We start from the raw sequence: 22,515 nt of genomic DNA, 5'->3' as shown, positions 1-22,515 counted from the left end.
CGCGAGGGCCGAACGGCTTGCGCTCGGCCGTGCGGCATCATCGACGGTTGCGCGGACGAGGGTCGACCCAGCGGAAATCGGCATCCGTGACCGGCACGCCGTAGCGCTGGTTGCTGAGGCTGATCGTCGTCCGCTTGTTCTGCGAATCGAGGGCGACCCAGTACGACAGTTCCAGACCGCCCGGGGCCGAGGCCTTGCGCGTGAAGATGAGCGTGATGATCCCGTATTCGGGATGCGAGCGGTCGCGCACTTCGATGCTGATGACGTTGGGATTGCCGGTGCTCAGCACTTTACCGAACTTCGCCACGTCACGGCTGGGATCGAGCAGCGCGCCGAGCGGGCTGTTCTTGATGGGCCAGCGCTGGACCTGCCGCACGTCATAGTCGATGAGCGTCAGGGCCTTGCCGTCCCCGACGATGAGCATGTTCGCGCTCTTCTCGTACTGGAAACGGATCTTGCCGGGGCGCTTCAGCGTCAATTCGCCGCGAACGGTCTGCCCGGACCGATCGGTCTGGACGAAGTTCGCCTTCATCGAATCGATGCTCCGGAGCGCGGCGACCGCCTGATCGAGCTGCCTTGCTTCAGCCTCACCGGCGGCAAGCGCCGGAGCCGGCGCAAGGACGGCAGGAACGGAAAGCGCGGCCAAAACGGCCGCGCCTACACAGGATCGAAAGGTTTTCATCGTGTGGTTCATGGTTTTCCCGTTGGGTCCACCGCGTTGAACCGGCAGTGAACCTTACTTGATCTTGGCTTCCTTGAACTCGACGTGCTTGCGCGCGACGGGATCGTACTTCTTGAAGCTGAACTTTTCGGTCGTGTTCCGGGGATTCTTCTTCGTGACGTAGAAAAATCCGGTGTCGGCGGTCGAGACCAGACGGATCTTGACGGTTGCGGGCTTCGCCATGGCGGTTTCCTGTACTCTCTAAGTTTCAGCCGCCCTGGCAGGCCGGCGTTTCGACAAACCACAGAGGGCGGCACCGGAGCACCGCCCTTTCAAGGTTGCGGCCCTTGCTGGATCAGGGCGGCAAAGTCAAGTGCGGGAGCGCAAATCAGGAGAGCGGGAATGGCGGGATCGGCTGAATAAAGCCGAATTCTTCAGGCTGCAGCTTTCCTTCCAGAGGCGGGAACTCGTATTCAGGCGGGCTGCATTGCGTGTCCGGCAGGCGGTCCAACAGATCGCGAATCAGGGTCAGTCTTCCACGGCGCTGATCGTTGAAATCTACGAGCGTCCAGGGAGCCTCTGCCGTGTGAGTCGCCTTCAGCATCGCCTCACGGGCGCGCGTGTATTCCGCGTACTTCTCGCGGGCTGCGATATCGACGGGTGACAGCTTCCAGCGCTTCAACGGATCTTCCAGCCTTTCAGCCAGACGCTCTTCCTGCTTGTCCTGATCGCAGGCCAGCCAGTACTTGAAGAGGAGGATGCCATCCGCGATCAGCATGTGCTCGAAAACGGGCGCGTCGCGCAAGAACGCTTCCACCTGCGCCTCGCTCGCATAGCCCATGACCCGCTCCACTCCCGCACGGTTATACCACGACCGGTCGAACAGCACGATCTCGCCGCGCGTAGGCAGATGCGTGATGTAGCGTTGGAAGTACCACTGCCCCTGTTCTCGTTCGCTGGGCGCGGCAAGGGCAACGGTGCGGCACTGGCGCGGGTTTAGCTGGCCGGAGACGGCTTTGATCGCGCCGCCTTTCCCCGCAGTGTCGCGGCCCTCGAAAATGACGACGATCCGCGCGCCCGTGACCTGCGCCCACCGGGCGGCGCCGACAAGCTCCCGCTCCATCGGCTCGAGCAGCTTCTGGTAGTCCTTGCGACCGATCTTCCTGGTCGAGTCGTCCATCGTACTCAGGCCCGGCCGAGAAGGATCAGCGCCACGGCGCCCGCAACGATACGGTACCAGGCGAAGGGTGCGAAGCCGGAGCGGCTGACGAAGGCCATGAAGGCCTTGATGACGACAAGAGCCACGATGAACGAGACGACGAAGCCGATGGCGATCTCCGTCCAGCCTACGGGACCGGCTCCGGCCATCAGGGTTTCGTGATGCTTCACAAGTTCAAGCGTTGTCGCCCCCACCATCGTCGGAACGGCGAGGAAGAAGCTGAATTCGGCAGCCGTACGGCGCTCGATGCCCATGGCCAGCGCTCCCATGATCGTCGCGCCCGACCGGCTGACGCCCGGAACCATCGCCAGGCATTGCGCAAGCCCGACGCCAAGACACTGGCGCGCCGGCAGTTCGGCCACGCCCGTCAGCGGCCCCTGCCGGGCCACCTTCTCAACCCCGAGAATGGCGATGCCGCCGATGATGAGCGCCCAGGCGACGACTCCCGGTTCGCCCAGCAGCCCTTCGATCCAGTCATTCAGCAGCAGACCCAGGATGGCCGAAGGGATGAAGGCGAGGAGGACGTTGCGCACGAAGCGCAGGGACGACGGGTGCCACTTGAGCAGCCCCTGCCCCACCGCCCAGAACGTGCGCCAGAACTGCACTATGACGGCAAGGATGGCGCCAAGCTGGATGACGATGTTGAACGTCGACCACTGGCTTGCGTCATACCCGAAGAGCCGGGTGGCAAGGATGAGGTGCCCGGTCGAGGAGACCGGCAGGAACTCGGTGAGGCCCTCGACGATGCCGAGGAGTATTGCGGTTAGTGTCAGATCCATGGACCGCAGGTCATGACGCCCAAAGCGGCCAAGTCAACGCCGGACGCACTTTGGATCGCAATAAGTCGCGAATGGCCTGAGAGCACCGGGGCCGTCAGGCATCGCTGTCACCAGCGGAAACGAAGACGGCGGCAGACATTCGCCCGCCGCCGTCCTGTTCATTCACCGGTCCTGCCGGCGAAAGAATGCTTTCCCTTACCAGATGCGCACGCGCTCCTTCGGGGGGAGGTACAGCTTGTCGCCCGGCTTCACGTTGAACGCCTTGTACCATTCGTCAAAATTGCGAACGACGCCGTTGATGCGGTACTGCGGCGGCGAGTGCGGGTCGGTCACGAGGTACTGACGAGCCTGCGCCTCGCGTACCTTGGAGCGCCACACCTGCGCCCAGCCCATGAAGAAACGCTGGTCGCCGGTGAAGCCGTCGATCACGGGCGCTTCCTTGCCGTTGAGCGAAAGCTTGTAGGCGCGATAAGCCAGGCTGAGGCCGCCGACGTCACCGATATTCTCGCCCATGGTAAGGCGACCGTTCACGCAGGTCTTGCCCTCATCGAACGGGCAGAAGGAGTCGTACTGGGCGGCCAGGCGATCCTGCAGCTTTTCGAAGGCCGCCTTGTCCGCCGGAGTCCACCAGTCGCGCAGGTTGCCCGTGCCGTCCGACTTGGCGCCCTGGTCGTCAAAGCCATGGCCCATTTCATGCCCGATCACCGCGCCGATGCCGCCGTAGTTCACCGCCGGATCCGCCGAGAGGTTGAAGAAGGGCGGCTGCAGGATCGCCGAAGGGAACACGATCTCGTTCAAGGTCGAGTTGTAGTATGCGTTCACCGTCTGAGGCAGCATGCCCCATTCCGACCGGTCGACGGTCTGGCCGATGCGGTTGACGTTGAAGTTCGTGTCCCACTTCTGCGCCGCGATGCCGTTGGCGAGCGGGTCCGTCGCCGAAAACGTAAGGCCCTCATAGGTCTTGAACTGGTCCGGAGCACCGATCTTCGGCGTGAAGGCGTTAAGCTTCTTCTCGGCCTCCACACGCGTTGCGGGGCTCATCCAGGCCAGGTCCTGGAGGTTGGCGGCCATGGCCTTGCGCAGGTTCGCGACAAGCTCGGTCATCGCCGCCTTGTGCTCGGCCGGGAAGTAGCGCTCGGCGTAGATCTTGCCGACGAGTTCACCCGCCATGCCTTCGACCGCCGCGATGCCGCGCTTCCAGCGAGGGCGCTGCTCCGGCTGCCCGGAAAGCGTCTTGCCGTAGAAGTCGAACGTCGCCGCGTCGATGTCCGAAGGGAGCGCCGCCGCGTTGCTGCGCAGGAAGTGCGCGGTGAGGTAAGCCTGCCAGGTGGCCACCGGAGTGCTTTCGATCAGCTTGACCACTGCGGGCATGCCCGGTCCGAACTGGGACTGGGCCTTGGCCGGATCGACGCGCGCCGCCTTGAGTTCCTCCGCTGTAGGGGGGATCTCGCCGATGATGAAGTAGCTTGCCTGTCCTGCACCCAGCGCGTTCAGGAACGCACGCACCACGCCCGGCGAACCCATCGCCTCGAACTCGGCCACTGGCACCTTGTTGTAAGTGAGGTCGGGGTTGCGTGCGGCCGCGCGGTCCCAATCGGCCTTCGCGATCTGAGTTTCGAGAGCGAGCACCGACTGGGCGGCGGCCTGCGGATCGGCGTAGCCGGCCTTGCCCAGCAGGAAGGTCAGGTAGCTCTTGTACTTGTCCCGAAGGGCGACCGAACGCTCGTCCGTCTTCAGGTAGTAGTCGCGGTCGGGCAGGCCCATGCCGGACACGTTGGCATAGACGGCGTAAATGTCGCTCTGCTTGTCATCCGCGCCAACGTAGATGCTGATCGGCGACGCGTAGCCGGGCGCGCCGAAGAGAGCCGCCACGTCAGCCGGCTTCTTCGCGGCCTTGATGCGATCGAGGTAAGGACGCGCCGGAGTGAGGCCGGCCTTGTTGATGGCGTCCACATCCATGAACGCGGTGTAGGCTGCGGCGATGCGTGCAGCGTCCGTCCCGGCTGCCGGCTTCGAGGCCACCAGCTCGTCCATGATGGAGCGCACGCGCACTTCCGAAAGGTCGTTCAGTTCCAGGAACGAACCCCAGCGGGTGCGGTCGGCCGGAAGTTCGACGGTCTTGTTCCAGACGCCATTCACATAGGCATCGAAGTTGTCGCCGGGCTTCACCGAGGTGTCGATCCACTGCGTCTGGACCCCGAACTTGCCCCAGTCGGCCGTCGGCGCGAGAGCGGGCTTGGCAGCCTGTGCTGCCGGGGCCGTGTCCTGGGCGATGGCAGGAGCATTGGCGGTGAGGACGGAGAGTGCGACGCCTGCAAGAAGCGCTTTCCCGGAGATGCGGAACATGTCGTAGCCTTTTTGGAAAGAAATGCGGCAAGAAGATTTCGCTGGGTCCAAGCGGCCCCACACTGACGCGCAACTTAGTTGCATATAAACGCAATGCCAGAGAAAACTGCGTTGATTTCGGAGTGAACCTGCATTCCCGAAGCGGCGCTATCCCCGCGTGGGTAGCGCCTCACTGTCGAATTGCAGCGAGGCGAGACGAGCGTAGAGACCGGCGGCCCGGATCAGCGTCTCGTGCGTGCCTTCCTCGACGATGCGACCGCCGTCCATGACGACGATCCGGTCGGCCCGGCGAACGGTCGCGAGCCGATGAGCGATCACCAGCGTCGTACGGTTCGTCATCAGGGTTTCGAGCGCCTCCTGCACCAGACGCTCGCTCTCGGCGTCAAGCGCGCTGGTCGCCTCGTCGAGCAGAAGGATCGGCGCATCGCGCAGCAGGGCGCGAGCTATGGCGATCCGCTGGCGCTGACCACCGGACAGCCGCGCCCCGTCCTCTCCGAGGAAAGTGTCCAGGCCCTGAGGCAGGGCGCGCAGGAAGCTCTCGGCGTTGGCGGCCCGCGCCGCGTCCCATATCGCCGCATCATCCGCCTGCCAGTTGCCGTAACGCAGGTTGTCGCGCGCGGAAGCGGCAAACAGCACGCCCTCCTGCGGCACGAGGGCGATGCGCTCGCGGACCTCGGCCGGATCGGCAGAGGCCAGGGGCACGCCGTCGATCTTCACGACGCCCGCCTGCGGATCGTAGAACCGTTCCGCTAGCTGAAACAGCGTCGACTTGCCCGCGCCGGACGGCCCGACGATCGCCACCGTCTCCCCGGGTTCGACCGTAAGGTTGAAATCGTGCAGCGCAGGCAGTTCGGGCCGGGCGGGGTAACGGAACGTCACCCGCTCGAACGCGAGCTTGCCCCGTGCCGGCCGCGGCAAGGCAATCGGCCGCGCCGGGGCGGCAATGACCGGCCTCTCATCGAGGAGCTCCGCCAGGCGGCTGGCCGCCCCGGCTCCACGGACGAGGTCACCGTAGACTTCCGTGAGCGAACTGAAGGCCCCCGCCACGATACCCGCCGTGACGACGAAGGCCGCGATGGTGCCCCCCGTGATCGTACCTTCGGCAACGCCGATGGCGCCTTGCCACATGATCGCCGTGATCGACCCGAAGATGAGGAACATGATGACGGCGGTCATGATCGAGCGGATCAGGATGCGGTGCCGCCCGGTCTGGAACGTGCGCTCCACCGCCGCCGCGAACCGTTCATGCTCACGCGGTTCCTGGTTGAACGCCTGCACCACGCGGATAGCACCAAGAGCCTCGGCCGTCAGGGCACCGATGTCGGCTACGCGGTCCTGACTTGTGCGCGAGACGACCCGCAGTTTGCGGCCGAAAGCCGCGATGGGCAGGATAATGACGGGAATGGCCACGATAAGGCCCGCCGTCAGCCGGGGCTCGAGGGCGAAGAGATAGATGACGCCGCCCAAGGCCATGATCGCGTTGCGCAGCGCGACCGAGACGGTCGTTCCCACGATCTGCTCGATGATCGCGGTGTCCGCCGTCATTCGCGACGATATCTCCTTGGGGCTGTTCTCTTCGAAGAAGCTCGGCGCGAGGATCAGGAGATGGCGCTGCACCCGCAGCCGGATGTCGCCTACCACTCGTTCTCCCAGCCAGGAAACGGAGTAGAAGCGGACGGCCGTGGCCACGGCGAGCACCGTCACGATCGCCATGAGCATGAGAAACCACCAGCGGATCGCCTGCGGGTCGGCCCCTTGCGCAAACCCCTGGTCGATGATCTGGCGAAATCCGTAGGGGATCGCGAGCGTCGATGTCGCGGTGACGGTCAACGCCACCCCCGCCGCCGCCATGCGCCCCGGGTACTTGAGCATCTCACGCCAGACCATGCGCAGCGGCCCGAGGCTGCGGCGCGGCTTCGGCTCGTCAGTGATACCCGCTGCGAGGGAATTGCCTTGCGTCCCGTCCATACGCGCGCCCTTACAGACTCCCGCGCCAGAGGAAAAGCCTCGTTCACAGTACCCGGGCGCCTCTGCCAGGCAACGGCACGTGCCCCCGGCTCACCGGCAACCGCGCGAAACGCGTTTGCCGCATTGCAGCAATCCGCTATAGCCGTCCGACATAGCCGAGGCTGCGGGGCCACGCCTTAGCCGGAGGCAGGAGAACGAACTTGCTCTATAACGCTTACGAGCTGCAGCGCGCCATGCTGAGCAGCGCGGCCGCATGGGCCTCGGTCGGGGCTGAACTGCTCAGCAATCCTTCCCTTCCGTTCGGCTACTCGGGCGTGGGCCCGGTCATGGCCTCCGCCCTCGACGTCTTCGCTCATGCGGCTGCGCCCCGGGGCAAGCCAGCCTTCGGCATCGAGACCGTCACGGCAGGCGGGAAAGTGCAGCCCGTCACCGAGGCGATCGTGATGCACCGCGCCTTCGGCAACCTCCTCCGGTTCGAGCATCCGGGCCTGAGCGCTGATGCGCCTCGCCTTCTGATCGTCGCACCCATGAGCGGCCACTACGCCACGCTCCTGCGGGGCACGCTGGCCCGCATGCTCGAAAGCGCGGTCGTCTACATCACCGACTGGGCGGACGCGAAGATGGTACCGCCCGAGGCGGGCCGCTTCGACCTTGACGATTACATCGATTATCTGGTCGCCTTCCTGGAACATATCGGCCCCGGCACGCATGTGCTTGCGGTCTGCCAACCCTCGGTCCCGGCCTACGCCGCAACCGCCATCATGGGCGCCAAGGACCATCCCTGCCGGCCGGCAACGCTGACGATGATGGGCGGCCCGATCGACACGCGCGAAGCTCCCACCAGCGTCAACGACGTGGCGATGCAGCAACCTCTGTCCTGGTTCGAGCAGAATGTCATCGCAACGGTGCCCATGACCTATCCGGGCGCCGGGCGCCGGGTCTACCCCGGTTTCCTCCAGCTCGCGGGCTTCATGGCGATGAACCTGGGCAGCCACATGATGAGCCACTACGGCATGTTCAAGCATCTGGTGGAAGGTGATGGCGAAAGCGCCGCCGCTACCAAGGCCTTCTACGACGAGTACCGCTCCGTCTGCGACATGACCGCCGACTTCTACCTGCAGACCGTCGAGCACGTATTCCAGCGCCATTCGCTCCCTAAAGGTGAATTCGTGCACCGGGGCGAACGGATCGATCTTGGCGGGATCAGGGATACCGCGCTCCTCGCCATCGAGGGGGAGAAGGACGACATCTCCGGCATCGGGCAGACGCGGGCCGCGTTGCACCTCGCCGGCCAGCTCCCGGACCAGCGCAAGAAGTACTACCTCGCCGAAGAGGTCGGCCACTACGGCATCTTCAACGGAAGCAAGTGGCGGACGCGCATCGCGCCTGTCCTTGAGGACTGGATAGCGCAGCATAACAAGGCGCCGGCGCAAGCCGCGAGCTGACGGCATGGGCGCTTTCGACGGCCATTTCGAGGCGGTCCGCGCCGGCTTTCCTGCGCCGAACCGCGCCCGTCTTGCGCTCGCCTTGCGACAGGAAGATGGATTGGAACGATTGTCTGTGCTACCTGCGGGCCATGGATCGGGCGCAAAGTAGACGCAAAATTCTGAAGGGCGGGATCGCCGCAGGTATCGGACTAACATTGCCGGGTCGCGTTTTCGCGACGGAGGGCGTGTCGATTCCGGGGGAGAGCGCTGCAGGGCTTGCAGGGCAGTTCTCGACGGGATTTGCGTCCCTTCCGGCGTCGCCCTCGGGTCAATCGCTTTACCAGCGCCGGCTGCTCGAGGTGGCCTCGCGCCAGGTTGCGCGGGTGCGCAATCAGCTCTGGCGAGCGGACCTTGTAGGTATCGTCGACTTTGCCCAGCCGTCGTGGAAGCCGCGGCTCCACTTCGCCAATCTGGAAAACGGCACCGTCCGCTCGTTCCTCGTCGCGCATGGCCGCGGGTCCGATCCCGCGCACAGCGGCTGGCTCAGGAGCTTCTCCAATGTCCCCGGCTCCGAAGCGACCTCCCGCGGGGCTTACCTGACAGCCGAATGGTACAAGGGGAAGTACGGCACCTCGATCCGCCTCCTCGGTCTGGACGAGGACAACTCGATGGCGCTCCCTCGTGCGATCGTGATGCACCCGGCGTGGTACGTCGACCCCACCATGATCGAGAAATGGGGCAAGCTCGGCCGAAGCGAGGGCTGCTTCGCCATGAGCAACGCGGACTTCAATGAGGCCCTCTGGCACCTTTCCGGCGGCCGACTTCTGTTCGCTGACCGCATCGGCGAAGTCTGACAACCGGCACCCGCCGCAAATCGGTGCTGCTCGTGCCCGTTAGACAGGCTCCCGCCGCGATGATACGGGGTGACAATGGACAACAGCCTGACCGGCCTCAAGCGCGAGGCTCCAACCGACGCCCGCCAGGTACGCTCGCGCAACGCGCTCACTTCGGCTCTGCTCGCGCTGCTGGAGGAGAAGCCGTTCGACCAGCTTACAATCCGTGAGATAACGGCACGCGCGGGTACAGGCTACGCCACGTTCTTCCGCCACTATCCGACCAAGGAGGCGCTGCTTGCCGACGTGGCGGCTCACGAGATCGAAGATCTGCTGGCCCGCGCAATTCCCGCTCTCTACGCGGCCAACAGCTTCGAATCGACGCTCGAGCTGTGCCGGCATGTCCACGAGCACGCAATGCTGTGGTCGGCACTGCTGACCGGCGGCGCGGCCGGAATCGTCCGGAAGGAGTTCATCCGCCAGGCGCTCGGCCTCGCCGCCACTACGCTTGCCTCTCATGAGTGGCTGCCGTCGGACCTGGGCACGATCCACGGCACTGGTGCTACGATAGACATACTGGCCTGGTGGCTGACGCAAGGAGACAGCGCGCCCGCGTCGAAGCACACTCCTGACGAAGTGGCGACGATCCTTCATCGGCTGGTGATCGCCCCGCTGATCGGCGACACGGTAGAGCGTCACGCGGCCGCTCTCTGATGACGGACGCTGACCAGCCGGTCGCCGCCGGTGAGATCGAAGGCGCGGCGTGGCCCGAATTCGGCTGGATCGACGATGTTCGCGGCGCGCTCGCGGATGCCCTCGCCCAAAAGCGACCGGCCGCGCTGGCGACCCTCTTCCAGGTCGCGGGAAGCGCGCCGCGCGGCCCCGGCGCGCAGATGCTGTTCGCGCCGGGCCCTGACGGAAACCTGACGGCGAGCGGGTACTTCTCAGGCGATTGCATCGAGGGCGATGTCGCCAACCACGCCGCGCAGGTTCTTGCCGATGGCGTGCCCCGGCGCCTGCACTATGGCATGGGCAGCCCCTGGATCGACCTGCGCCTGCGCTGTGGCGGCGCGCTGCACGTACTGGTTGAGCGGATAACGCCCGACAGCGCTGCGGCCACCGCCCTTCTCCAGGCCGCAGCCGAGCGGCGGTCCTGCCGGTGGATCACGGACGGCCTTCGCCAGACCCTCGGCGACGGCAATGGGCCGCTGCTCGATCTCAAGCAGGAGCCATTCCAGATCGCCCGTCGCCACGATCCCCGCCGTCGTCTCATCGTCTCCGGCGGTGATCCGGGCGCGCTGGCGGTCGCGCGGCTCGGGGCCATGGCGCAGTTCGAGACCATTCTGCTGCGTCCCGGCGGCCCGGACGCTGCGCCCCCCTTTCCCGTTTCGCAGTACCTGCGGGAGGAACCCGCTGACGCTCTTGCGCGGCTGAAGGTGGATCGCTGGACCGCCTACCTCGGCGCGACGCACGAGGATCACCATGATCTCGGAGGCTGCCTGGCAGCGCTGCGCGGCGGAGCCGGTTACGTGGGCATGATCGGCGCCAGATCGCGCGCGCCCCAGCGTATCGCTGCCCTCCAGGCAACGGGAGCCTCGGCGGAGGAACTGACGCGACTGCAGCTGTCGCCTGGGATCCCGGGCCTGGGCAAATCGCCATGGGAAGTGGCGACCGGAATCATCGCCGAGATCATGCAGGCGCTGAACCCGGATCGCGAACGCGCTTGAGATACGTCGCCCTCGTCCTCGCCGCCGGGCTGGCCACGCGCTTCGGTGGCGACAAGCTGTCAGCGCCGCTGGAGGGCGAACCGCTGCTCTTCCACGCCATTCGCGCCGCGCGTGCCGCACCCGTCGATCGGGTGATCGTCATCACTCGTCCGGGTGTGGAAACGGGAGAGTGGCCCGGCAGCCCACGTGTGGAGACACTCGCGCTCGAAAGCCGCAGTCTCTCGGAGACGCTGAGGGCCGGGATTGCCGCAGAGGCCAGCGCTGACGGCGCCTTCGTCTTTCTCGGAGACATGCCCCGCATTCCGCCCGAACTTGCCGGTCAGCTGGCGGGCACCATCGGATCTGCCTACGCCGCGCTGCCCTGCCGCCACGGCACTCCGGGGCACCCGGTCCTACTGTCCCGCGCCGCCTTCCCCGCCATCGCAAGGCTGGCCGGGGACGAAGGCGCGGGTCGGCTGCTGCGCGGCCGGGATGATGTCGTCCGCGTGGAGTGGGACAGCCCTGCGATCCATTTCGACGTGGACCGCCCTTCCGATCTTGCCCGCGCGTGACCTCGACCCGGTCCAGTCAGGGCCTCAGCTCGACCAACCGACGCACCTGCTCCAGCCTCGCCCGGGCAAGCGCCACGCTCTCCTCCGCCTGAGTCAGCAGGTCCGTGAGGCCACGCTCCTGCCGTGGTGGCGCCCGGTCACTCACGCCATGCAGGAACAGGCGCACGGAGAAGCGGATGTGGCGCTCTACGGTGGAAGGCTCGAAGCGCTTTCCCCACGCAGCATTGCTGGCGGGGCCACCCACGACGAGATTGAGGAACGCCTGCGCCGCCTCTTCCGCTTCGGCAAAGTCGCGTTCAGCCCCGCCCAGATGCAGCCGGAACAGATCGGCGAGGTAGAACAGCGTCGGCTCCGTGCCGAGACGGACATTTTCCATTGCGATTTCCGGCATGGAAACGGATTCGGCATTGGTCAGCCGCAGCAGGCGCAAGCCTGCGGGACTGAGGACGTTTTCGACCAGAATCGTTCCGATGCGGACAAGGGTGTCCTCCAAGTCGTCGGTCTCCTGCGCACGCAGGGTTTCCACCGGGACCAGCCACTCCTCGATGGCGCGATTCAGCGCCGCTTTGAACAGCGTTTCCTTGTCGCCGTAGCGGGCATAGACGGTGCGTTTGGCCATGCCGGCAGCGGCGCAGACCGCGTCGATGCTGGTGCCGGCGAAGCCTTTTTCAAGAAACAGGTCGAGCGCCTTGTCGAGCAATTCCTCGTTGCTCAGCGACGGCCGCCCCGGGCGACGGCGAGCCCCTGCAGGCGTGCTTTCGATGATGCCGCTGTCAGGCACTGGCAACGCCGTGTCTCCCTTTGTTGACGCTCTGCCGAAGCCCTAGCGCGCGGGCGGCACTCCTGCAATTCACGTTTTGAAACGGATCAGGTATTTAAAGCTGTATTTCTTACGTGACTTCTTTTCAATGAAGGGGTATTGAAACGCCATAGGTGACATACGTGACGTATCCTCGAAAAGGGGAACGCCCTGCCTTTGGAGAGGTATGCCGTGGCACTTGAGACGTTTGACCTTACGCCGCGGATCGGCTCGGAAATCCGCGTCGACAAAGCCGCCCTGCTGAGCGGCGAGCATGCGCAGGAACTCCGAACGCTGCTGACGGCGCGCGGTGCTCTCGTGCTGCGGGGTCTGCATCTGGATGACGAGGAGCTGCGCACCGTCGCTCGCTCCCTTGGCGATCTCAGGCTCGGGTCCGCCAAGCGCGGAGCCGACGGGAAGATCCTGAAGGAAGGGGACGGCGGGATCCTGAAGGTCAGCCTGGACCCGAAGGTGAACCCGGATTACGCGCGGTTCCTCTTCGGCAACCTTCTGTGGCACATGGATGGCACGTACGAGCCGATCCCGCCCTTCGCCACGCTGTTCACGCCCTACCGACTCTCCCGCGACGGCGGCGACACGATGTTCGCCAGCACTTACGCGGCGTTCGAGGACCTGCCGCGAGACGAACAGGACTACCTCAGCACCCTGCGGGTGGTTCACACCATGCAGGCGGCCTTGTTCCCGGCCAAGCGGGACTGCACTCCCGAAGAGTTCGCCATCTGGTGTTCCTACCCGCAGCGCTCGCACCCGCTGGTGTGGCAGCACAAGTCAGGGCGCCGTTCCCTCGTCCTCAGCACCTCCGCCTCTCACGTAGAGGGCATGCACGCGGCGGAGAGTCATGATCTGCTGCAGCGGCTCATGATGCACGCGACACAGGAGCGATACACCTATCGACACACGTGGTCTTTGGGTGACCTCGCGATCTGGGACAACACCGGCACCATGCACCGCGCGATGCCCTTCGAGGCGGGCAGCGCGCGTGAATTCCATCGATGCACGCTCAACGGCGAGGAACCCATTTTAGCGCCGCGACCGCTCGCGCACGCGGCCGCCTGAAAGCAGGACGGAAGGAGAGAGACTGATGCAGGTCGGCATTCACTTGGGCTACCAGAACCTTCATGGTCTGCCGGATTACGAATTCTTCCGCCGCGAAACGCGACTGGCGGTGGAGGCGGAAGCCATGGGCTTCGACTTCGCGGCGCTGGTGGAGCACCACTTCACCGACTACGCCGCCTGCCCGGATCCACTTCAGGCCCTGAGCTGGATCGCGGCGAAGACCAAGACCATCAAGCTGATGCCGGCGGCCGTCATCCTGCCCTGGAACGACCCGCTGCGGGTCGTCGAGAAGGTGGCGATGCTGGACGCCCTTTGCGAAGGTCGCCTGTACCTCGGCATGGGGCGCGGCGCGGCGCGGCGGGAGTTCGAGAAGTTCGGCGTTGAACTCGCCGACAGCCGAGAGATGTTCGACGAGGCCGCGCTCATCATCATGAACGGGCTGGAGACTGGCATCGTCGAGGCGGAGGGCAAATGGTACAGGCAATCCCGGACCGAGATCCGCCCGCGCCCCGTAGGCTGGAATCGCGACCGTTGCGTCATGGTCTCCATGTCTCCGGGCTCTTGCGAAGTGGCGGCGGACTACGGCCTCAAGGCGCTGCGCTTCAGCCAGGGTGACTGGTCGAAGGCGATGCCGGAGATCAACGCCTATCGCGACACCTTCAGACTGAAACACGCGAAGGCCGCGCCGCCCTTCATCATCTCCGACTTCATGGTCTGCTTCGAGGACCGGGCCAAAGTGACGGAGTATACCGACAAGTACTTTGCCGCGCAGTTCCTGCAGGTGGCGAACCACTACGAATTCATGAGTCCGCACTTCAAGGAGCTGCCGAGCTACGCGACATACGCCTACATGGGCGACATGGCCGCCGCGCGCGGCGGGCCCGACAAGGCCTACAAGGACTATGTCGGCGGCAATCTCATCGGGACTCCCGAAGAGCTCTACGACAAGCACCTCGAACGCAAGGCGATGGTGGGCGACTACGAGATCATCGCCAACTTCAGCTTCGGCGGCATGCCTTACGAAGATGTGTACGAGCAGATGAAAGTCTTTGCCGACAGGGTCATGCCGCTGCTCAAGGCAGAAGAGCCGGTCCTCGCGTAAAAGAGCACCCGGAGAGGAGAGGAGCATGACCGAAATCACGGGGCGAACGGCCGTCATAACCGGAGGCGGCAGCGGGATCGGCATGGGTCTGGCACGGGAATTAGCGCGCCAGGGCGCGCGTGTCGCCATAGCCGACATCATGGTCGCCAATGCCGAGGAGGTGGCCGCTTCTATCCGCGCCGAAGGCGGCGAGGCGCTGGCGCTGGAGTGTGACGTCTGCGACCGCGACTCGATCCGAGCGATGAAAGCGGCGGTGGAGGTGGCATTCGGCCCTGCCCGGCTCCTTTTCGCCAACGCGGGCGCCACCTCTTTCGACCCGCTGGTCGAGATGAGCGACGATGACGTGGACTGGATCCTGCAGGTCAACCTTCACGGCGTGATGAACACGACGCGCGCCTTCCTGCCCGGCATGATCGCAGCAAAGGAGGGGCACATCTGCGCCACCGCCTCGATGGCGGGCCTGCTGCCCGGGTGGATCCCCGTTCACGCCCCCTATTCGGCAGCAAAAGCGGGCATCATCGGCCTGATGATGAACCTCGGCCTGGAACTGGCCGAGCACGGGATCCATACCACAAGCTACTGCCCGGGCGGCGTGGCGACCGGCATGAAGGACAACAACGCCCGCTACCGCCCTGCCCGCTTCGGCGGCCCAGGGGAGGAGCAGCTTGATGTATCGGAGGCCTCCAGTGTCGCGCATTCCCACGACTTCTACACACCGGAAGCCGTAGCCCCCATGGTGCTCGACGCGGTGCGCCACAACCGCGCCTTCGTGTTCGATCATCCGGATCAGCGGGCGCACTTCCGCCGTACCTATTCGGGAATTGTCGAAGCCTGCTACGATGCGGCAGACGAGTGGCACGCGAGTCACGGTACGCCGAAGGCCAACCCCGAAGGCGCCCGGCTGGTGCACTCGCAAGGGAGAGAGAAGCTATGGCAGAACTGAATGTTCGCCCGTTGATCGACGACCGGGATTTCGGCGTCCGCATCTCCGGCCTTACCCTTGAACAGACGAAAGACGATGCGGTGCGTGCCGGCATCAACGCGCTGTTCACCAGACATGGCATGATCGTGTTCGAGGACGTCGACCCTTCATCCGCCATGCACGTGGCCCTGTCGAATGTCTTCGGACCGCTCAAGGACCACCCCAGCAAGGCCGTGCCGCGGGTAGACCAGGACGGCATGCCGGGAGTGATCGACATGGTCTGCGAACCCTGGCCAGAGGGACGCATCGCGATCGGTGGGCGCGAGGTTACGCAGTGGCTGCCCTGGCATTTCGATCATGCCTACAACAACGAACTCAACCGCGCGGGCGTCCTTCGCGCGATCGACATCCCGCCTGAAGGCGGGCTGACCGGCTTCGTCGACGGCGTGGAGCTTTACCGCGCCCTTTCGCCGGACCTGCGGGATGCCATCGAAGGGCGCAACGTCCTGTACCGCATGAACGTCATCATGAACGATTTCCACTTCGGCGCGCCGGAGGGTTACCGTTGCCTTGCGGAAAATCCCAGTTCAGCGGCGGTGATGGAGGTGGCGAAGGACACGCCTCGCGCTGTGCATCCCGCAGTCTGGGTGCGCGACAGCGGCGAAAAGGTGCTCCATGTCTCGCCCTGGATGGCCGAAGGCATCGAGGGCGACGAAACGCCCGAAGGCGACGCCCTGCTCGACCGCGTGAGCCGCGCCATCTTCGAGCGTGCGAAAGAGCTTTCGTACTGGCATCGCTGGAAGCCGACTGACATGCTGATCTGGGACAACTGGCGGGTGCTTCATGCCGTCAGCGGACATGATCCCCAATATCGGCGCCGGATGCAGCGCACCACGATCAAGGGCGACTACGGCCTCGGCTACTTCGAAGGCGGCGCATCGAACGACAACAGAATCCTCGAACGCACCTATTGACAGGCCGCTGCCCCGCCTCAGGCTCTTCCGGTCTCGTTGGAAAGCAGGGCGGGGTCTATGCCTTCTGCCCGCCAGGTCGCCATCCAGCGGCCTTCCGGCGGCGTTTCGAAGAGAACCTTGCGATGCCCCTCGGCGGCGTACCAGCCGTGGTGCCGCATCTCCCCCTCCAGTTGGCGCGGGCCCCAGCCGGCATAGCCAAGCGCCATGATCCAGTGAGCCGGGCCACGCCCTTCAGCGATGGCACGCAGCACGTCCATCGAAGCGGACAGCGCGCAAAGCGGCTGCACGGCCAGCGTGTCGCTCCCACCCCAGTCCGTCGAATGGAGGATGAAGCCGCGCCCCGGCTCCACCGGCCCACCGTTCATGATCTCCCGGTTCGGGGACACGCCAGGATCGAGGCCAAGTTCCTCCAGCACGTCGTGGAACCGCACGCCCTCACGGACATGGCCGATGCCGATCCCAAGAGCGCCGTTCTCGTCGTGGACGCAGATCACGTTGACTGACCGCTCGAAGCGCGGGTCAAACATGCCAGGCATGGCAAGCAGGATGCGTCCGGAGAGGTATTGTTCCGTGGTCACCCTCATAATCTAGGCATATGCGCCGCCACGGCAAGAGCGAGGGGAGAGAGCACTTTGCCGATGCGACATAGCAGCCTATGCCCTTCCAGAAGAGGAGCCCGCACTTCATGACCTTGCTTTTCGATCTGCCTGACACCCCTTCCGTCCCGGTGCTGGGGAACACGGCGGCCTATCCGGTCCGCCGCGTGTTCTGCGTGGGGCGCAACTATGCTGCGCATGCCCTGGAGCTTGGCAATGCAGTGGACCGCGAGGCGCCCATCTGGTTCACGAAGGCCCCCGCCGCCCTGTGCCTGTCGGGTGCGACCATCCCGTATCCCCCCGGAACACAAAACTGCCACTACGAAATGGAACTGGTCGTAGCGATCGGCGCCCCGGCATTCCGGGTGACGCCGGAGCAGGCGATGGAGGCGGTCTTCGGCTACGCCTGCGGGCTCGACATGACGCGGCGCGATCTCCAAAACGCCGCCAAGGGCAAGGGCTACCCCTGGGATACCGGCAAGGACTTCGAGAACGGCGCGATCATCGCAGCCATCACGCCCGCCCGGCAGTTCGCGTTGAAGGATCAGCGAATCGCGCTCAGCCAGAACGGCAGCATTAAGCAGGACAGTGTTCTGGCGGACATGATCTGGTCGATCCCCGAACTCATCGCGGACCTCTCCCGGCTCTACCACCTCGCTCCCGGTGACCTGATCTACACCGGCACCCCTGCCGGTGTGGGCGCTGTGCAGGCCGGGGACGTGCTCGTCGGAACGGTCGAGGGCCTCGAACCGGTTCGCCTGGAAATCGCCGCCGCCGAATGAGGGTATGGCTCGGGCATGTCCCGGCGGCTCTCCCAGCAGCTCTCCCCCAGGCCGGTCCCACCGCGGCTGCTTTCCTGTTTGCGCCTGCGGGCAAGTTTGAGATCACGACGATGCGATATCTGACAGCCACAGCCTTCCTCGCCCTTGCGCCGGCGGCACATGCGACCGACGAAGCGGATGCGCCCCCCCGTGAGCCCATCGTGGTTACGGGTACCGGCCTGTCGGAAGGACCGGCAACGCCTGCCTACGACGTCCAGAGGATCGAGCGCGAGGCGCTCGTGTCGAGCGCATCCGGGCGAATCGAGGACGTCCTGTCGTCAGTCGCAGGTTTCCAGCAGTTCCGCCGGTCCGACAGCCGGGCATCCAACCCTTCCAATCAAGGCGTGACGCTCCGGGCGCTGGGAGGCAACGCTTCGAGCCGGGCGCAGGTGCTTCTGGACGGCGTGCCGGTCGGCAACCCCTTCTTCGGCTATATTCCGCTGAGCGCCCTTTCGCCCGATCGCCTGAGCGCCGTGCGCGTCACGCGCGGCGGCGGCATGGGCGCGTTCGGTTCGGGCGCCGTTTCGGGCACGATCGAACTGGAAAGCGCTGGCCCGGACGAACTCGCGGTGATCGGCGGGCAGGCGCTCGTGAACGACAGGGGCGAAACGCAGGCGTCGGCCACGCTTGCCCCCCGTCTCGGCCAGGGCTTCGTGGTCGCCGGTGTGCAGTGGGATCGAGGCAAGGGCTTCTGGACCACGCCCGAGGATCAGCGAGTCGCCGCCAGCGCACGCGCCCGGTATGAGAGCTGGTCGGCATCGCTGCGGGCCGTCGCCCCTCTCACGGATACAGTGGAAGTGCAGGCATCGGGCCTCGCTTACGATGACCACCGCACCCTGCGCTTCCATGGCGCGGATTCCACGTCGTCGGGACAGCAGGGTTCGCTTCGCCTGGTAGGGCGGGGTGACTGGCAGTTCGACGTTCTGGGCTTCGTGCAGGCGCAGGACTTCTCCAACGTGGTGATCAGTGCCACCAGCTACCGCAAGACGCTCGATCAGGCGAAGACACCGACGCTGGCGGTCGGCGGCAAGGCGGAAGTGCGCCCCCCCATCGGCCCGGACCACGTCCTGCGCATCGGCACGGACATCAAGCTGTCGAGGGGCAACCTTGTCGAGATGCCGTACAACGCCGGTACGGGCGCGCGAACCGCTTTCCGCCGGGCCGGCGGGCGGCAATCGGATCTTGGCATCTACGTGGAGGATGACTGGACCGTGGGACGCCTCGTCCTCACCGCAGGCGGCCGCCTGGACCGGTGGACGATCCGTGACGGCTATTACCACGAACTTGCCGCGTCCGGCGCCGTGGCGCAGGACACCCGCTTCGCCAACCGTGATGGCTGGAGCGGCAACGCGCGCGGCGGCGTGGTGTGGAATGCAAGCTCGGCGGTCTCGCTGCGCGCAGCCGCATATACTGGGCTGCGTTTGCCGACCCTCAACGAACTCTATCGGCCGTTCGTCGTCTTTCCCATCACCACCCGCGCCAACGCGGACCTCAAGCCCGAGCGCCTGCGCGGCTTCGAGGCGGGCGTGGATCTCCGCCCGGTGCCGGAATGGCAGCTTTCGCTGACGGCGTTCGACAACCGGCTGAAGGATGCGGTTGCGAACGTCACGCTCGATGCCACCACCCGCGAGCGCCAGAACGTCGACGCCATTCACGCGCGGGGCCTGGAGGCCAGTACTGAAATCCGGCTGGGGCAGGTCGACCTCTCCGGTTCGCTGTCCTGGACGGACGCTGAAGTGAAGGCACGGGGAGTGCAGTCGGCCCTCGACGGCCTTCGGCCTGCACAGGTGCCGAAACTGGCCGCCAGCGCTACACTGGCCTGGACTCCGGTTGAGGACTGGCGCCTTGCGGCGACGCTGCGCCACACCGGGGCTCAGTTCGAGGACGATCTGGAAACCGATGTCCTGCCGGCGGCGACGACGCTTGACCTTTATGCCCAGGTTCCCGTCACCGGCTTTGCCTGGCTCGTCCTGCGCGCCGAAAACCTGACCGATGAGACCATCGTCACGCGGAACGCGGGGGGCTCTCTCGATCTGGGACAGCCGCGCACCCTGTGGGCGGGGCTGAGGCTGGGCTTGCGCTGGAGATGAGAGTGAGGCACCGCGACAGCATGGCCTGTGTATCCTTCCCGAACATTCGCGGGCGGTTGCAGTCGGTCGTCCGTTTCGCGGCCCTGACCGCCCGGCAGGACTGACAGATGACGCGCCTTACCATCAACGCGCGGCCGGTCGCCTTCGACATGGATCCCCGCACGCCTCTGCTGTGGGCGCTACGGGACGGAGCGAACCTGACCGGTACCAAGTACGGCTGCGGCGTCGGTGATTGTGGCGCCTGCACCGTGCTTGTGGATGGCGCGGCGCTGCGCTCATGCCTGGTAACCCTGGCCGAGTGCGAAGGCCGTGTGGTCGTCACGATCGAGGGTTTGTCCCGGGACCGCTCGCACCCCGTACAGCAGGCGCTGGTGGCCGAACAGGCGATCCAGTGCGGCTTCTGCACCCCCGGCCTCGTCATGAACGCAGCCGCCCTTCTGACCGCGAATGCGAACCCGAGCGAGGCGGAGATAAAGGCTGCGCTGCCGAACCTGTGCCGCTGCGGCGTCCAGCCCCGCCTCGTCCGCGCCATCCAGAGAGCCGCCTCCATCAGTCGCCGTGAGGAGACGATCGACGCCGCGCCGCCGCCTGGCGGTTCGGGCCGCATCCCGGCTATGACGACCACTTTCCAAGGAGACACGCCATGAAAGCCACGATCTGGCACAACCCCAAGTGCGGCACGTCGCGCAAGACCCTCGAGATCCTGGAGCAAACCCCGGGCGTCGAGGTCGAGGTGATCGAGTATCTGAAGACCCCGCCCAGCGCCGAAAAGCTTGCCCAACTCTATCGCGATGCGGGCATGACGCCCCGGCAGGGCCTCCGCACGAAAGGCACCGACGCAGGCGAGCGCGGGCTGCCCGATGCCGATGATGCCACCGTGCTGGCGGCCATGGCGGCCGAGCCGATCCTCATCGAACGGCCCTTGGTCGAAACCGCCAGGGGCGTACGGCTGTGCCGACCGCAAGACACGGTCCATCAGATTATCTGACCGGCTGTCCCCATTCACCCACCGCATGCCCCCTTCCATCGCCTTGCAATGACGGGGACAATCTGCCACCGCAGGCGGTCCGTGACATGATAAACTTGCGAGAGCTTCCCTCAGCATGACCAGTACCGAGCTTGCCCGAGAGCCTCTGCCCCAGCGGATCATGCGCAAGATCAAGCACGGGATGGGTCCCTGGGGAGTGTTCCTCGAAGGCTTCATCCGCAATCCGGTGATGGTCGGCTCGATCGTCCCGTCCTCGCGCTTCACGATCAACCGCATGCTCGCTCGCGTCGATTGGGCGAACACCAAGCTTTTCGTCGAGTACGGTCCGGGCGTGGGCACCTTCTGCCAGCCTGTGCTCGACAGGTTGCCGCGTGAGGGCACGCTGCTGGTGATCGACACCAACCCGCTCTTCATCGACTACCTGCGCCGCACGATCACCGACAGCCGCTTCATCGCGGTTCACGGCTCGGCCGCCGACGTCGAGGAGATCGTTCGCGCTCACGGGCACGAACAGGCGGACTACGTGCTGTCAGGCCTTCCCTTCTCCACTCTTCCCGACGGTGTAGCCCCGGCAATCGCGGCGGCCACGCATCGCGTCATTCGCGAAGGCGGAGCGTTCCTCGTCTACCAGTTCCGGCGGAAGGCGCGCAGCTACATGGCGCGGCACTTCCACCGAATAGACGAAAAGTACGAGGCCCGGAATGTCCCGCCCTGCTTCCTCTGGTGGGGCTGGAAGGACGCCAATTGAGCATCGGAGGGCACGCACCGCGTGCCCTTTTTTCTAGGCTCAGTCGATCAGGTCGGCCATCGTGCCAGCGGGAGCACCCGCCAACTGGCGATGGACCTGCGCGATCACCGCTACGAAGTAGAGCGCCATCAGGCTGGTGAGCACGGATTCGAGCGCCGCAGCCACGAAGCGCGCCGCCTCTGCCGGTGCCAGCAGTGCGACCGGAAGCGTCAGCACGTTCGCAAAGATGAGCAGCACGATCATGGCGATCACCAGGAGAGCGTAGAAGCCCAGCAGGCGCGCCGTATGCCCTCGTGTCAGTTGCCAGGAACGCGCCAGCGCCGAGAAGGGGTTGCTCATATGCTCGACCGCCACGACCACAGCGGTCAGCGACAGCCGCACTGCAGCAACCATCCCGATCAGCATGACGACAGCCAGGCCGATGACGCCGCCAACCGCGCCTCCGACTGCTCCAAGGATGCCGGCCACCAGCAGGACGGCTATGACGAGTGCCAGCGCCGTCAGGATCTGGGCTCCGAGGTACGGCAGGATGCCGCGCGCGCCGATGCGAATCGCCTCTCCCACGGTTGGACGTCGCCCGGTGTCGAGAAGCGTCAGCAGCGCCAGCGTACCCAGCGCCTGAAACAGCGCCATCGGTATGAGCACGGGCGCGATCGACAGATAGTATTCCCGAACCATCGCGATCATCTGCGCCTCGTTCATCCCGGCTCCGGTCTCCGGGGGCGGGAAAAAGATCGCGAAAACGAGCTGTGGGAGGAGGAAGAAGACCCCCGCCACCGCGATCACAACTTCGCGATTGGCGGATACCGCCTGGGACGCTCTTGCCCATGCCTGGCTGCTGTCGAACTTCATCACCTGCTCCTGATACCGCCGGAATGAGCCGGCGG

23 protein-coding genes are annotated in these 22,515 nt (G+C 65.5%); 14 read left to right on the top strand and 9 right to left on the bottom strand.

All coding sequences use genetic code 11. The features are described 5' to 3' along the window. Positions 1–37: 37 nt before the first annotated feature. The 6 genes from C2R25_RS05325 to C2R25_RS05300 form a co-directional block, all read right to left on the bottom strand. The gene (locus C2R25_RS05325; protein ID WP_103728179.1) at positions 38–694 is read right to left on the bottom strand and encodes an outer membrane lipoprotein carrier protein LolA; all 657 of its coding nucleotides are present in this window, start codon (positions 692–694) and stop codon (positions 38–40) included. Between the two features lie 42 nt (positions 695–736). After that, positions 737–904, bottom strand: a complete 168-nt coding sequence (rpmG, locus tag C2R25_RS05320) for a 50S ribosomal protein L33 (protein ID WP_103728178.1) — start codon at positions 902–904, stop codon at positions 737–739. Between the two features lie 145 nt (positions 905–1,049). Next, the gene (gene ppk2, locus C2R25_RS05315) at positions 1,050–1,841 is read right to left on the bottom strand and encodes a polyphosphate kinase 2 (RefSeq protein WP_103728177.1); all 792 of its coding nucleotides are present in this window, start codon (positions 1,839–1,841) and stop codon (positions 1,050–1,052) included. A gap of 5 nt (positions 1,842–1,846) precedes the next feature. Next, positions 1,847–2,659, bottom strand: a complete 813-nt coding sequence (locus tag C2R25_RS05310) for an undecaprenyl-diphosphate phosphatase (RefSeq protein WP_103728176.1) — start codon at positions 2,657–2,659, stop codon at positions 1,847–1,849. 195 nt (positions 2,660–2,854) lie between these two features. Next, positions 2,855–5,005: a M13 family metallopeptidase gene (locus C2R25_RS05305; RefSeq protein WP_103728175.1), complete on the bottom strand. Its 2,151-nt coding sequence runs from the start codon at positions 5,003–5,005 to the stop codon at positions 2,855–2,857. A 147-nt stretch (positions 5,006–5,152) separates the two neighbouring features. Further along, complete coding sequence (locus C2R25_RS05300; protein WP_103728174.1) at positions 5,153–6,973, bottom strand: ABC transporter transmembrane domain-containing protein; 1,821 nt, start codon at positions 6,971–6,973, stop codon at positions 5,153–5,155. Between the two features lie 200 nt (positions 6,974–7,173). On the opposite strand from C2R25_RS05300, the gene C2R25_RS05295 reads away from it, so the two are divergent. The 5 genes from C2R25_RS05295 (at position 7,174) to C2R25_RS05275 (ending at position 11,511) form a co-directional block, all read left to right on the top strand. After that, positions 7,174–8,418: a polyhydroxyalkanoate depolymerase gene (locus tag C2R25_RS05295; protein WP_103728173.1), complete on the top strand. Its 1,245-nt coding sequence runs from the start codon at positions 7,174–7,176 to the stop codon at positions 8,416–8,418. A gap of 227 nt (positions 8,419–8,645) precedes the next feature. Further along, a complete protein-coding gene (locus tag C2R25_RS05290; protein WP_346770687.1) occupies positions 8,646–9,254 on the top strand; it encodes a murein L,D-transpeptidase catalytic domain-containing protein in 609 nt (202 codons plus the stop codon). 75 nt (positions 9,255–9,329) lie between these two features. Then, the gene (locus C2R25_RS05285) at positions 9,330–9,947 is read left to right on the top strand and encodes a TetR/AcrR family transcriptional regulator (RefSeq protein ID WP_103728171.1); all 618 of its coding nucleotides are present in this window, start codon (positions 9,330–9,332) and stop codon (positions 9,945–9,947) included. Continuing rightward, positions 9,947–10,960: an XdhC family protein gene (locus C2R25_RS05280; RefSeq protein ID WP_103728170.1), complete on the top strand. Its 1,014-nt coding sequence runs from the start codon at positions 9,947–9,949 to the stop codon at positions 10,958–10,960. Before C2R25_RS05285 ends, C2R25_RS05280 begins: the two co-directional genes overlap by 1 nt. Next, the gene (locus C2R25_RS05275) at positions 10,957–11,511 is read left to right on the top strand and encodes an NTP transferase domain-containing protein (RefSeq protein ID WP_103728169.1); all 555 of its coding nucleotides are present in this window, start codon (positions 10,957–10,959) and stop codon (positions 11,509–11,511) included. Before C2R25_RS05280 ends, C2R25_RS05275 begins: the two co-directional genes overlap by 4 nt. 16 nt (positions 11,512–11,527) lie before the next feature. On the opposite strand, the gene C2R25_RS05270 is transcribed toward C2R25_RS05275, so the two are convergent. After that, a complete protein-coding gene (locus C2R25_RS05270) occupies positions 11,528–12,292 on the bottom strand; it encodes a TetR/AcrR family transcriptional regulator (RefSeq protein WP_233203810.1) in 765 nt (254 codons plus the stop codon). Between the two features lie 210 nt (positions 12,293–12,502). On the opposite strand from C2R25_RS05270, the gene C2R25_RS05265 reads away from it, so the two are divergent. The 4 genes from C2R25_RS05265 to C2R25_RS05250 are packed head-to-tail and all read left to right on the top strand — an operon-like array spanning position 12,503 to position 16,385. Continuing rightward, positions 12,503–13,387, top strand: a complete 885-nt coding sequence (locus C2R25_RS05265) for a TauD/TfdA family dioxygenase (protein WP_158250619.1) — start codon at positions 12,503–12,505, stop codon at positions 13,385–13,387. A gap of 25 nt (positions 13,388–13,412) precedes the next feature. Beyond that, complete coding sequence (locus C2R25_RS05260; RefSeq protein ID WP_103728167.1) at positions 13,413–14,489, top strand: LLM class flavin-dependent oxidoreductase; 1,077 nt, start codon at positions 13,413–13,415, stop codon at positions 14,487–14,489. A gap of 25 nt (positions 14,490–14,514) precedes the next feature. Continuing rightward, positions 14,515–15,432 (top strand): SDR family NAD(P)-dependent oxidoreductase, encoded by a 918-nt coding sequence (locus C2R25_RS05255; RefSeq protein WP_103728166.1) that lies wholly within the window; start codon positions 14,515–14,517, stop codon positions 15,430–15,432. Further along, positions 15,420–16,385: a TauD/TfdA family dioxygenase gene (locus tag C2R25_RS05250; RefSeq protein ID WP_103728165.1), complete on the top strand. Its 966-nt coding sequence runs from the start codon at positions 15,420–15,422 to the stop codon at positions 16,383–16,385. Before C2R25_RS05255 ends, C2R25_RS05250 begins: the two co-directional genes overlap by 13 nt. Positions 16,386–16,402: 17 nt before the next feature. Here C2R25_RS05250 and C2R25_RS05245 read toward each other — a convergent pair whose 3' ends face one another. Then, positions 16,403–16,912: a YqgE/AlgH family protein gene (locus C2R25_RS05245; RefSeq protein WP_233203809.1), complete on the bottom strand. Its 510-nt coding sequence runs from the start codon at positions 16,910–16,912 to the stop codon at positions 16,403–16,405. Between the two features lie 158 nt (positions 16,913–17,070). Here C2R25_RS05245 and C2R25_RS05240 point away from each other — a divergent pair, with 158 nt between their 5' ends. The 5 genes from C2R25_RS05240 (at position 17,071) to C2R25_RS05220 (ending at position 21,628) form a co-directional block, all read left to right on the top strand. Beyond that, positions 17,071–17,763 (top strand): fumarylacetoacetate hydrolase family protein, encoded by a 693-nt coding sequence (locus tag C2R25_RS05240; protein ID WP_103728591.1) that lies wholly within the window; start codon positions 17,071–17,073, stop codon positions 17,761–17,763. Positions 17,764–17,873: 110 nt separating this feature from the next. Next, positions 17,874–19,892, top strand: a complete 2,019-nt coding sequence (locus tag C2R25_RS05235) for a TonB-dependent siderophore receptor (RefSeq protein WP_103728590.1) — start codon at positions 17,874–17,876, stop codon at positions 19,890–19,892. 107 nt (positions 19,893–19,999) lie between these two features. Further along, on the top strand, positions 20,000–20,539 hold the full coding sequence (locus C2R25_RS05230; RefSeq protein ID WP_103728164.1) for a (2Fe-2S)-binding protein: 540 nt from the start codon (positions 20,000–20,002) through the stop codon (positions 20,537–20,539). Then, on the top strand, positions 20,536–20,880 hold the full coding sequence (locus tag C2R25_RS05225) for an arsenate reductase family protein (RefSeq protein WP_103728163.1): 345 nt from the start codon (positions 20,536–20,538) through the stop codon (positions 20,878–20,880). Before C2R25_RS05230 ends, C2R25_RS05225 begins: the two co-directional genes overlap by 4 nt. A 115-nt stretch (positions 20,881–20,995) precedes the next feature. Beyond that, the gene (locus C2R25_RS05220; protein ID WP_103728162.1) at positions 20,996–21,628 is read left to right on the top strand and encodes a class I SAM-dependent methyltransferase; all 633 of its coding nucleotides are present in this window, start codon (positions 20,996–20,998) and stop codon (positions 21,626–21,628) included. 39 nt (positions 21,629–21,667) lie between these two features. Here C2R25_RS05220 and C2R25_RS05215 read toward each other — a convergent pair whose 3' ends face one another. Next, positions 21,668–22,480: a hypothetical protein gene (locus C2R25_RS05215; protein ID WP_103728161.1), complete on the bottom strand. Its 813-nt coding sequence runs from the start codon at positions 22,478–22,480 to the stop codon at positions 21,668–21,670. Between the last annotated feature and the right edge of the window lie 35 nt (positions 22,481–22,515).

Source organism: Novosphingobium sp. HII-3, assembly GCF_002916655.1.
Lineage (GTDB): Bacteria > Pseudomonadota > Alphaproteobacteria > Sphingomonadales > Sphingomonadaceae > Novosphingobium > Novosphingobium panipatense.
Note: the sequence above shows the minus strand (reverse complement) of the source record. Positions and strands in the feature narration are given on the sequence as shown.

Bases quoted from the DNA above. Each gene is read 5' to 3' on its own strand.
- C2R25_RS05230 (WP_103728164.1), top strand. From the start codon at position 20,000: ATGACGCGCCTTACCATCAACGCGCGGCCGGTCGCCTTCGACATGGAT.
- C2R25_RS05215 (WP_103728161.1), bottom strand. From the start codon at position 22,480: ATGAAGTTCGACAGCAGCCAGGCATGGGCAAGAGCGTCCCAGGCGGTA.
- rpmG (WP_103728178.1), bottom strand. From the start codon at position 904: ATGGCGAAGCCCGCAACCGTCAAGATCCGTCTGGTCTCGACCGCCGAC.
- C2R25_RS05245 (WP_233203809.1), bottom strand. From the start codon at position 16,912: ATGTTTGACCCGCGCTTCGAGCGGTCAGTCAACGTGATCTGCGTCCAC.
- C2R25_RS05305 (WP_103728175.1), bottom strand. From the start codon at position 5,005: ATGTTCCGCATCTCCGGGAAAGCGCTTCTTGCAGGCGTCGCACTCTCC.
- C2R25_RS05310 (WP_103728176.1), bottom strand. From the start codon at position 2,659: ATGGATCTGACACTAACCGCAATACTCCTCGGCATCGTCGAGGGCCTC.
- C2R25_RS05285 (WP_103728171.1), top strand. From the start codon at position 9,330: ATGGACAACAGCCTGACCGGCCTCAAGCGCGAGGCTCCAACCGACGCC.
- C2R25_RS05325 (WP_103728179.1), bottom strand. From the start codon at position 694: ATGAACCACACGATGAAAACCTTTCGATCCTGTGTAGGCGCGGCCGTT.
- C2R25_RS05225 (WP_103728163.1), top strand. From the start codon at position 20,536: ATGAAAGCCACGATCTGGCACAACCCCAAGTGCGGCACGTCGCGCAAG.
- C2R25_RS05235 (WP_103728590.1), top strand. From the start codon at position 17,874: ATGCGATATCTGACAGCCACAGCCTTCCTCGCCCTTGCGCCGGCGGCA.
- C2R25_RS05260 (WP_103728167.1), top strand. From the start codon at position 13,413: ATGCAGGTCGGCATTCACTTGGGCTACCAGAACCTTCATGGTCTGCCG.
- ppk2 (WP_103728177.1), bottom strand. From the start codon at position 1,841: ATGGACGACTCGACCAGGAAGATCGGTCGCAAGGACTACCAGAAGCTG.
- C2R25_RS05240 (WP_103728591.1), top strand. From the start codon at position 17,071: ATGACCTTGCTTTTCGATCTGCCTGACACCCCTTCCGTCCCGGTGCTG.
- C2R25_RS05280 (WP_103728170.1), top strand. From the start codon at position 9,947: ATGACGGACGCTGACCAGCCGGTCGCCGCCGGTGAGATCGAAGGCGCG.
- C2R25_RS05300 (WP_103728174.1), bottom strand. From the start codon at position 6,973: ATGGACGGGACGCAAGGCAATTCCCTCGCAGCGGGTATCACTGACGAG.
- C2R25_RS05220 (WP_103728162.1), top strand. From the start codon at position 20,996: ATGACCAGTACCGAGCTTGCCCGAGAGCCTCTGCCCCAGCGGATCATG.
- C2R25_RS05255 (WP_103728166.1), top strand. From the start codon at position 14,515: ATGACCGAAATCACGGGGCGAACGGCCGTCATAACCGGAGGCGGCAGC.
- C2R25_RS05250 (WP_103728165.1), top strand. From the start codon at position 15,420: ATGGCAGAACTGAATGTTCGCCCGTTGATCGACGACCGGGATTTCGGC.